This is a genomic window from Allocoleopsis sp. (genome assembly GCF_036703385.1).
Classification (GTDB): domain Bacteria; phylum Cyanobacteriota; class Cyanobacteriia; order Cyanobacteriales; family Coleofasciculaceae; genus Allocoleopsis.
This window is the reverse complement of sequence record NZ_DATNPA010000452.1, coordinates 1-9172: the sequence shown is the minus strand read 5'-3', so window position 1 is coordinate 9172 and position 9172 is coordinate 1. Positions and strand designations below refer to the sequence as shown.

General features: G+C 47.9%; 9 protein-coding genes and 1 pseudogene. 1 reads left to right on the top strand and 9 read right to left on the bottom strand.

The genetic code is table 11. The features are described from left to right. The 5 genes and pseudogenes from V6C93_RS22315 to V6C93_RS22295 form a co-directional block, all read right to left on the bottom strand. Positions 1-854, bottom strand: a pseudogene (locus V6C93_RS22315) (hypothetical protein); the annotation flags it as partial. 322 nt (positions 855-1176) lie between these two features. Beyond that, the gene (locus V6C93_RS22310; RefSeq protein WP_333478875.1) at positions 1177-2223 is read right to left on the bottom strand and encodes a phage tail protein; all 1047 of its coding nucleotides are present in this window, start codon (positions 2221-2223) and stop codon (positions 1177-1179) included. A gap of 117 nt (positions 2224-2340) precedes the next feature. After that, the gene (locus V6C93_RS22305; RefSeq protein WP_333478874.1) at positions 2341-4545 is read right to left on the bottom strand and encodes a putative baseplate assembly protein; all 2205 of its coding nucleotides are present in this window, start codon (positions 4543-4545) and stop codon (positions 2341-2343) included. Further along, the gene (locus tag V6C93_RS22300; RefSeq protein ID WP_333478873.1) at positions 4545-4964 is read right to left on the bottom strand and encodes a GPW/gp25 family protein; all 420 of its coding nucleotides are present in this window, start codon (positions 4962-4964) and stop codon (positions 4545-4547) included. Before V6C93_RS22300 ends, V6C93_RS22305 begins: the two co-directional genes overlap by 1 nt. A gap of 125 nt (positions 4965-5089) precedes the next feature. After that, positions 5090-6853 (bottom strand): CHASE2 domain-containing protein, encoded by a 1764-nt coding sequence (locus tag V6C93_RS22295; RefSeq protein ID WP_333478872.1) that lies wholly within the window; start codon positions 6851-6853, stop codon positions 5090-5092. Between the two features lie 332 nt (positions 6854-7185). Between V6C93_RS22295 and V6C93_RS22290 the strand changes: the two genes are divergently transcribed. Beyond that, a complete protein-coding gene (locus V6C93_RS22290) occupies positions 7186-7962 on the top strand; it encodes a DUF928 domain-containing protein (protein ID WP_333478871.1) in 777 nt (258 codons plus the stop codon). 37 nt (positions 7963-7999) lie between these two features. Here the strand turns inward: V6C93_RS22290 and V6C93_RS22285 are convergent, their stop codons facing one another. From V6C93_RS22285 to V6C93_RS22270, 4 genes are all read right to left on the bottom strand, one after another. Next, positions 8000-8146 (bottom strand): DUF6760 family protein, encoded by a 147-nt coding sequence (locus tag V6C93_RS22285; protein WP_333478876.1) that lies wholly within the window; start codon positions 8144-8146, stop codon positions 8000-8002. Beyond that, on the bottom strand, positions 8140-8520 hold the full coding sequence (locus tag V6C93_RS22280) for a phage tail assembly protein (protein WP_333478870.1): 381 nt from the start codon (positions 8518-8520) through the stop codon (positions 8140-8142). Before V6C93_RS22280 ends, V6C93_RS22285 begins: the two co-directional genes overlap by 7 nt. Positions 8521-8569: 49 nt before the next feature. Continuing rightward, positions 8570-8920 carry a hypothetical protein gene (locus V6C93_RS22275; protein WP_333478869.1) on the bottom strand — a complete coding sequence of 117 codons (351 nt, stop codon included), beginning with the start codon at positions 8918-8920 and terminating at the stop codon, positions 8570-8572. Positions 8921-8926: 6 nt separating this feature from the next. Next, a partial coding sequence (locus V6C93_RS22270; protein ID WP_333478868.1) for a phage tail protein occupies positions 8927-9172 on the bottom strand: 246 nt, incomplete at its 5' end.

Below are 9172 nucleotides of genomic sequence, written 5' to 3'. Positions count from 1 at the left end.
TACTGTCTTAATACCTCCCATTGGCGCTCTTTCAGTAATTGAAGTTGTTGATAATTTAAGAACAGTAAGTCGTAATTGGAGAGTTTAGCTCTTTCTCCCTTGTCCTCTGGTTGCAATGTAACCTGTCCTACATCTAAATCTCCTTCTAAAGCTGGGTAAAGTGTGGCAACCGACTGAAGCAGATAGGAAAGATTCGATAAGCGTTTTTCATCAGTGCGAGATGTTAGGTTGACTTGGGCAATACTCACAACCCCTTGGGCACGCGATCGCGCTTGAGTTCGGTAACGTAAATCTAAGGAATTAGACGTTGGGAAAAAGACATCGGTTGGATTTTGTAAGGGCGGTGATTCCACACCTGCCACAGCACCCGGTTCTAAAACAATTCGGCACAATTCCACCTCTAATTCACCGGGTGGATGCGTTTTTTCATCAATCCGAAACGTTTCCTGAATAATTTCGCGCTGTTCTTTCCGGCGTAATTTTTCAGGATTCACGTAACTAACGACCAAGTAGACAGTTATAGACTCTGGTGTCAGATTCTCCGATGAAATCCGAAATTCAATCGCTTCAGGAACAACAATTGGATTCCCTACCAAATCAATCGCAATTCCCGGTTGAATTTCCAACCAACGTCCATCGCGATATTGGGCAATCACTTCAGTAGGAGCGGGAATTAACCGCACCCCCAATCCACAGACAATACCGGGTTGATTCAGCGATTGGTAATGAATATTTTGACGCTCGTGGTGGTACTCATGCGCTCGACGCCAGCGATCGGCATTCATCAAAAGCCCATCACGTACCTGAACACGCTCTAAAGGCTTAATTGGAGGAGTAGGAAATAGCTGAGTCATAGGTTATTTCTTATTTACTTCTTGTTATTTAGGCTTCCCAGGAACCACGAACCAAACCCAAAAATATATTTTTATACCGTTTTCCCAAGTACTTGCAACAGATCAAATTATTCTCCCCCTTTTTAAGGGGGACTGGGGGGATCGGATGGTGTAGCATTTTCACGGTAAATTGATATTATTTCAATCAATACTCACCAATCACGAATTCACCCTAACATCTTCTAAATCCTCTAAAACCTGCCTCTTTCCTCTATTCTCTCTCCTCCTATCTTCCTTCCTTCGTGCTTTCTGCACCTCTGTGGTTCGTTAAAAATTAACACCCCTAACCACCCCTTTCAATATAAAGTTCATAGGTACAAAAAGCGGGTTTCTCCTGGTCAATAATGTACCGAACCAAAGATTCATCCACCTGAAAACCCGCATCAGGACGCAGAGTCACAATAAAGTGAAACGGTCGTCCCCCGCCAATAATCGAATCCTCCCCCATGCGAGTCGTACTCAGAACAAAACCATCTCCAAAAACCTCCTCAATTCCGATGTGCTTATCCAGTTCCTCAGGCATATCCTCATCCAACGGCAAATCCGTATAGAGATGCAGATAGAGACGCAAACCCCGGCGCGTTCCTCGCCACCGATAGATTTCCATCGCCTGACGAATCAGACGACGTTGCTTCTGGATACTCCAACGCGGCTCCATCGGCCATGCCACCCAGTGCGCCAGAAAGGGTAGCATAGCTTGAGGTGCCGTCAGAGGGTCAAGGTAAGCCCACAAAACATCTAAACTTTGGACAGCCGGTTCAAATGCCTGCTCAAAAATTTTCAAGAAGCGACTGATAAAGTCAACTTCCCGGTAAAGCGCTGGCAGAAAATTTAGGTAGAGACTGCGGGGACGCACATACAAGTTAAAGCCAGCCGACTCACAAACTCTTCTATTTGTGAGAGAGGCATCCTCCCCTGCCAAATCTTCAGCTGTGTAGTAGGCAACTAAGCGGCTGCGATAATCCAGGATTAGAGACTCATCCTGAAATTGGTTATCCTCAAAGAAGTCAGGAGATGCCTGGAAGTACAGCACAGCCTCCATCCTTTGCCCAGGGAGGAGTTCGCGTCCCTCCATGCCAATTTGACACCACTGCGACGGAAAGTCTCCCTCCACTTGTAAATCTAATTGCAGTGTGCGCCTGCCCAAGTTTTCTAGCTGCACCAGCATTTCACTGGGTTCTCCAGGGTGCAGCAACACATTACAGCCCGTTGTCGATGTATCTGTCGCCATCGTACCCGTGAGTTCTAGGTTTGGCGTGGGAGTCGCCTCGGAGAACTGCATGGGAGTCAGCCGTAGATACAAACTTTGACCGGAACGTGCTTGAGTCATGAATGTTGAATCTTAAATGTTATAAACTCACTCGCTAACCTACAAACCTTCAACCTTCAAACCTTCAACCTTCAACCTTCAACCTTCAAACCTTCAACCTGCCAACCTTCAACCCCCTCATTGGATAAGGTTGATAACGTGACTGGAGCGTAAGCGATTATCCGCCCAAGAGCAAACTAACCCTTGAGAGCCGGGATTAATCACAGGATCTAAGGGCAAAGTCCGCACCCAAGTCTGATCGTATTTGCGAATCTCAAACAGTTGAATCACACCGAGATAACGCACCCCAGGAGTTTTCTGGAACAGGGTGACAATATCAGAAGGATAAACCGGACGACCAAAAGGCCAGCCAGTGCCATCGGGGCCGCCAGTTAGGGGATTGAAATAGCGGTACAAAGCAACCCGGAGTTTAAATAAGATGTCTTCTTGGGCGCGGTAGTTATTGTACTCCGGTTCTAGGGCTACTTCGGTTTGTACTGAGACTCCGACATAATCCGGTTCCTGACAGCGCACCTGTACGCCCAAGAGTCGCCGCTCGTCGAGATAAGATAACACCTGAGATTGCAGTCGAGGGGTTAGGGCAAAGAATTCGGGCGGGATGCCTTCGGCTCTGGCGATCGCTTCCGTATTGGCTTGAGGGACAACCAACAGGCGAATCAGTCCCGCCTCATCAACCGATGTGGGCGAGAGGCAACGGGCACGAGCCACTGAACCTTGACCGGCTCGCAGGGTTAAGGTCTCAAAATCCTCCAAGGTGACGGCGCGATCGCGGGTTCGCAGCATGGCAGGCACTCGCATCACAGCTTCTTCTAAGGATTCGGCATCGGCTCCATTACGGGCGGGGATATGGTTGATTACCCTGGCGACGTAGGGTACGGCAGACTTCGGCACGGTCAGACTTCCTCGCTGCACGTTCCCTTTTTGACCACCACCCGTGCGGTAGGCAACCATGCGGATTTTGGAGCCTCTGGGCGGCACCGCACCGAATTGACGCTCTAAGGCATTGAGGTCTTGAGCTGAAATCTCTTCTGCGATCGCACGATTGCTCCCCATCGGTAGATAGGAGCGAGAACGGAGGAAGGTTTGCTGCTGGATTTGGCTGGGTTCACGAATCAAAGGGCCAAATTGAACGACTCCTGTGCGCGAATCTATGGTATAGTGCAAATCCTCTCCCTTAGAATTGGCAAAATCCGTCACCTCATGCCAGGTTTGGGGTAATCCTCCCGGCGGTTCAATCAGGAGGTATTCATCCTCTCGCCGAGTTAGAACGGGAACACCCTGCAATTGGAACGTCTGGCCTGGAGTTCCATCACTTTCGCCCAAAAGCTCATTGCGAACCAGACTACTTTGACTGGCTATCACGGTACCCCCGATCGCACGCACAGATAGAGCCACCATTCGAGGAGAACTACTGTATCCCGGCTGACCTAGAGTTGGTGGGGTATAAACACAGCGTAGCCAGAGACCTTGGTACGTGGTAAAACGGGTAACAGGCCAATGGGTCGGTAAATGCAGCACTAAGTCTGCACCTTGCAGGGGATTCCCCCCTTGTTCTCGGATTTCGCTAAAACTAAAGCCTCGTGTGCCATCATCCGTTTCTTGAATCAGAACGGACTGCCAGTAGCTGCCATTCCATGCTTCCCAACGGCGGGGAGGTGCGTCGGGATTAATGCCGGTGGGAGTAGCCGCTTCTCCTTTAAAGGTGACAGCCAGAACGTTACCCGCCAGTTGGTGTTGGGGGTCAAAGACCAGATAAAAACAGTTTCCGGGTTCAGGTTGTTCGTTGAATAGGGAGAGCTCCCGACCTTCCCATTCTCCATCCGATCGCTGCGTCCATAAATTGGTAAAGCGATCGCGCAGAACTTCCGGTTCCTCGTCCGCCATCTCTGCTGTGAGAAAGTGCCGTAAGCTGGGATTCCCAATCGTCAATGGCTCATCGATACTAAAAACAATCGCCTCCTCCGTTTCCGTTCGCACCGTCGCCACTTCCGTTCCCCCTGGAATCGTGTAAGGTTCGGCAAGGGAACTGGTTAGGTAAAAGGTGATATCGGTTTGAGCGGGAACGGCAGCTTGCAGGCGCACCCCGATTAACTCTAGGAACGTGACGTAGTTCCGCAGGGGAACCCGATTGAACCGCAGCAACATTTGGTCGGTTAACCAAGCAAACAGTTCAATCAGCGTGACACCCGGGTCACTAGGGTTATAATTCGTCCACTCTGGACAATAGCGAGGAATGCGTAAAATGCACTCTTCGACTAAGTCTTTGTAGGTGCGATCGTCTAAATTAGATTTTGGTAATTTGGGTAAAAAATCAAATTCCACTACTGTTCCCCTCCCGGCACTAAAAAGAAGGGATAGACTAGGCTGCGATTATCGTGACTGTCTTTGGGATGATATTCAATAATGATGTCTACCCGACCTCGCACCGGATCGGGGTCAGTACTCACCTCATCAATTTCGATGCGTGGCTCCCACATTTCCAAGGCTTCCTGCACGTAGAGACGGATTAAAAGTAAGGTTTGAGTATTGAGAGGTGCAAAGGTCAACTCAGACAGGCGCGACCCGAATTCAGGTCGATACACGCGTTCCCCCAAATCCGTGCGTAGAATCAGCCAAATCGATTCTTCGATGTTGCGCTCTGCGGAACTGAGTTGGATACTGCCTTGGAGGTTGACTCGTAGCGGAGACGCCCATCCCGTACCCAGGTAAGCTTTCTGTCCGTCTGGGCTGATCTGTTGCATTCTTCATGACTCCTTGCCCGGTACGGATGCCAAGCTATCAGACTAGGTGGGTGTAGACTATTCGCCAAAAGTCGAGGACAGCTTTTTCAGTGAGCAGTGAGCAGTGACCAGTGAACAAAAAATATCTAATTGTTAGAGTCCTCGTCGGTCTTTCTCAGCCTCCTGCCTCGTTTCTGCAATTGCTGAAAGTAGTTATCCTCTTCTGATGCGGGTGCTTCAGCATCTTGAGGTGTTGGTGTTACGGCATCCGTCTTCAGCTGTTTTCCTCGTTGCTGCAACTGCTGCAAATAGTCATCCTCCTCTGATGGCGGGGTTTCAGCGTCTTGAGGCGTTGCCGTAACAGCATTGGTCTCTATTTCTAGAAGTTCAGCTTCTGGAGGAGTCGGTATGATTTCATTTGTTTCTATGCTTGACTCAGAAGCCTCATCTAATCCTCGGTTTCTCCTCCGATTTTTTCTCAACTCGGCTGCCTTTTGCTGCAATTCTGCGAAAGACTCGCTTTCTGTAATTGCTGCTACCTGCTGCTGCTTTTTCTCTTCATCAATTTCGATATTCAGGACGAGCTTTTTCACTCCCTGATAAATGGCCTTCGCGTATCCTCTCTCGATTAACACCACAACAATGGCGGTTCCCACCAACCCCAACATCGCTGGTACGAGGGGTACCCACCCAGAATTCATAAACAGAAGGTAACTGGCTCCATATAATACCCCCGCCCCGACTACGACGCCTAACCCAAACAGCCATAGTCGTCGGATACGCCATGCCACCAGTGCTCCCACCACCGACCAACCCCAAATCCACAAAATTTCGCTGGCTTGGGGCCAGTACCAAATCAGAGGGCGCTTGTCTAAAACGGCACTGAGTATTTGGCTCACATGCTGAGCATGAATCACCACCCCTGGCATTTTCTGACTATCTGTCAATCCCGCACTATAGGGAGTGTAGAAGTCGTCTTTGGCAATGGGGGTGGTATAGCCAATCAGAACAACACGGTCTTTGATGAGAGACGAATCAACCTTACCATTGAGTACATCACTCACCGAAACTTGCTTAACTGAGTTTCTGGGCGATCGGTAATTTAGCATGAGTCGATAGTCTCCGGCATCCGCGTTGCGATATCCGCCAGAGTTTTCTTCTAAGCGTTTGAAGACGGTTGAACCGATTTTCATCTCCCCAGTCTTCTGTGTATGCTCGGCGTCAGGCTGAATGTTTTTACCTTCCAAATACACTAGTGCTAGCTGGAAGGCAAAGGAAGGGATTTGGTTTTCAGGATCGGGAATATTACACAGATGCTGAACGGGGGGCGGAACTTTGGGAGGAGTCGGTGTTGAAAGTAAAAGACTACGGCGAAGCGTTCCGCCAGGATCGAGAGGTAAATCGGCGAAACCCACCCGCTCTTCAGGAACCCCTGGAGCAGCAGGAACTCCCGGTTGGTCAACCGAACTCATCTTGCAGACCGCAATCAGGTTTTCGTCCTGCTTTAAGATTTTTTCTAGGGCAATCCGGCCTTGGGGGCTGCCTTGAGGAACGTCTCTTAAAATATCTACGCCAATCGTTTGGGGTTGATAGGTTTGTATTTTCTCTAACAGTTGAGCAAGGGTGTCGTCCTTGATTGGGTATTCTTTACGGGTTTGAATGTCTTCCTCGGTTACACCCACGACCAACAATCGTTTATCCATCCCTTCATCAGGACGCGATCGCATCAGCTGGTCGTAAGCCCCTAATTCCATTCCCTCCAGGGTTCCCAAATGGCGCAGCCCAACCACCACCCCAGCTACAACAACGCTAGTTAAAATTACCGAACGACCGAAAGCCAGTACTATTTTAGGCTTGCCGTCTTCACTAGAAAACAAAGAGCGGATTTTTGTAACAAAATTGTTAAACATAATGAGCTTTGTATCCTCAAGAAAGGGAACCTATTGATTAGGAATCAATTTCGTGGCATAAATAAAAGAATTTGTAATTTAAACTGTAGAAAGCCCTTGGTTTTCTGTCAAGATTTTGTTAAAGCCTAAAAGGCAATTAGGATTTTTACCCGGAAATTAGGTAATGTTACCTGGTTCGTATTCCCTGGATAAAATTGTAGAAAAAGTTTATAAATTCTTGTGAAGCTCTTGAGGAACTTTACTGGAATTCAATCAGTCTTGCTTGAAATCTTTTGTATTGTCAATTTTTTCCTCAATACACCCAAACGAACCTTAGTTCTGGACGTTGAATCATGGTCATCAAATCTTATCCACGCCTGACAACAGTGTCTCTCGCTTTATCTCTAGAGCTAGTCCTGAGCAGTCTGTTGCCCGTCACAGCCATGTCTCCATCAACTCAGCAACAGCAACCAGCATTCTCTCAAAGGGAAATTCTCGCGCAACGTCGATCTCGCCTGAAATTCAAAGTACCCGGTATTCGTCCATCTCGCAATTTGGAAGGGGGAACAGCACGGGGAGGATGTGGCTCCGTCGGAGGCCAAAAAATGCAAATGAAAGCCTTACAACCAGAGAGTAACATTGGCTTGACGACAGTTGGAAAACCGACATTCTTTTTTCAGATTTCTTCAACCTCTGTTGAGGAAGCCAAATTTATTTTGCTCAATGCTAAAGGCGACACTATTATTTATGAGCAAACCTTCCCGCTCACCAAGACAGGTGGAATCAGGAGCTTTACCCTACCCGCTGATGCTGAAGCCTTACAACCTGGAAAAGAATATACTTGGGAATTGGTAGCCAATTGTGACCCTGAAGATCAAAAAGGAAATCCCCGTGTTCAAGGGTCAATTAAACGAGTCCAAATCGATCAAAAATTCGCTAGTGATTTAGCAAGGGCATCAATGCGCGATCGCGTCGCTCTTTATGCCGAGGCTGGCTACTGGTACGATAGCTTAAAAACTCTGGCTGATTTGCGCTCCGCCAATCCTAAGGATTCAACACTAATCAGCGATTGGCAGGATTTGTTAGAATCCGTCGGATTAGGCACAGTGGAGAAAGAACCTTTACTTTAATGCTGCATCCCTAACAATCAATAAAAATGAAATCAGATCATAGCTGTCTTATCTTATTAATTTGATTGACCCAGCGTCGTCGTTCAGGATGTTCTAAGCCTAGAATATCCTCTAAAGACCAGTGAAAATGAAACGCAATAAAAGCTACCTCCTCGTCCAGTTGTTCTGAGGGGTAGCTTAAGATTCCCCCGACAGTGAAAGCTCCACGCTAAAGGGATTACTGCATTGCGGACACTGAACGGGAATATAAGCATTACCCTGTTGATTAATGCGATTGTAAAACTCTCGCAAGTAAGCTAAATCGCGAGTAAAAAGTTCTTCTAAAAGTTCAGGCGTTACCGAAGATAGATTTCCTAAACGACTAATGACCCGCGAGAGCATCACCAACACCTCGTATGCTGGGTCTTGCTGAACACGGGAGTCTTTCTGCGCCATAATTTCGTCTCTAGCAGTTGCCAGACGCATTACACCTTGGCGATGAACAGCCCCTTGGGCATCAACTAAGCCCCTAGGGAGAATAAAGTTAAATTCTGTACGGATTGGATTTTCACTTCCCATGAAAATAAATGTTTGAAGTTAGACGGTTTCCTCCCATCAAATATTCAATTCAGCTAACCTGTAAAGGTTCCGGTGGAGGGGGAGTGGTTTCTGGTAACCCAATCGTTTCGGGTTCCAATTCATTAATCTGGCGATAAAATTTCTGGAGATAATTTAGATCACAGGCAAAAAAGCCTTCGACAACGGCAGGATTAATTTCCTCTAAAGCACCAAGGCGGACAATCACGCGGGACAAAATTAGGACTGTTGCGTAAGCGGGATTCGATTTAACACGGGGGTCACGCATGGGGACAATTTCATCCATTGCTCTGGCGAGACGCATCACCCCCTTACGGTGGAGGTTGCCTTCTCCATCGAGATAGCCTTTGGGTAAGGTAAATTCAAACTCAGTTTGCAACATGGTGTTTTATTTGACCCGCGTAAACTCCTCGACGGCTAATTCCATCTCTTCAATGGCAAAATCCTTGCCACCCGCCTTGACATCAGAAATTTTAAAACTAGTGGGCCAACCCCCCAAAAACCGAAATCTTGCTTGCTCTTCACTGCCCTGGTTATAGATGACTAAATCACCATTTTTGCGTTGCTTGGCCCAACCTCCCTGTTCAACTTCATTAAACCAGTTCCAAACAGTGATTGAAGATGTCATGCCTCG

Excerpts from the sequence above, each read along its gene's own strand:
- V6C93_RS22310 (WP_333478875.1), bottom strand. The coding sequence starts at position 2,223 with ATGACTCAAGCACGTTCCGGTCAAAGTTTGTATCTACGGCTGACTCCC.
- V6C93_RS22300 (WP_333478873.1), bottom strand. The coding sequence starts at position 4,964 with ATGCAACAGATCAGCCCAGACGGACAGAAAGCTTACCTGGGTACGGGA.
- V6C93_RS22295 (WP_333478872.1), bottom strand. The coding sequence starts at position 6,853 with ATGTTTAACAATTTTGTTACAAAAATCCGCTCTTTGTTTTCTAGTGAA.
- V6C93_RS22290 (WP_333478871.1), top strand. The coding sequence starts at position 7,186 with ATGGTCATCAAATCTTATCCACGCCTGACAACAGTGTCTCTCGCTTTA.
- V6C93_RS22280 (WP_333478870.1), bottom strand. The coding sequence starts at position 8,520 with ATGGGAAGTGAAAATCCAATCCGTACAGAATTTAACTTTATTCTCCCT.
- V6C93_RS22275 (WP_333478869.1), bottom strand. The coding sequence starts at position 8,920 with ATGTTGCAAACTGAGTTTGAATTTACCTTACCCAAAGGCTATCTCGAT.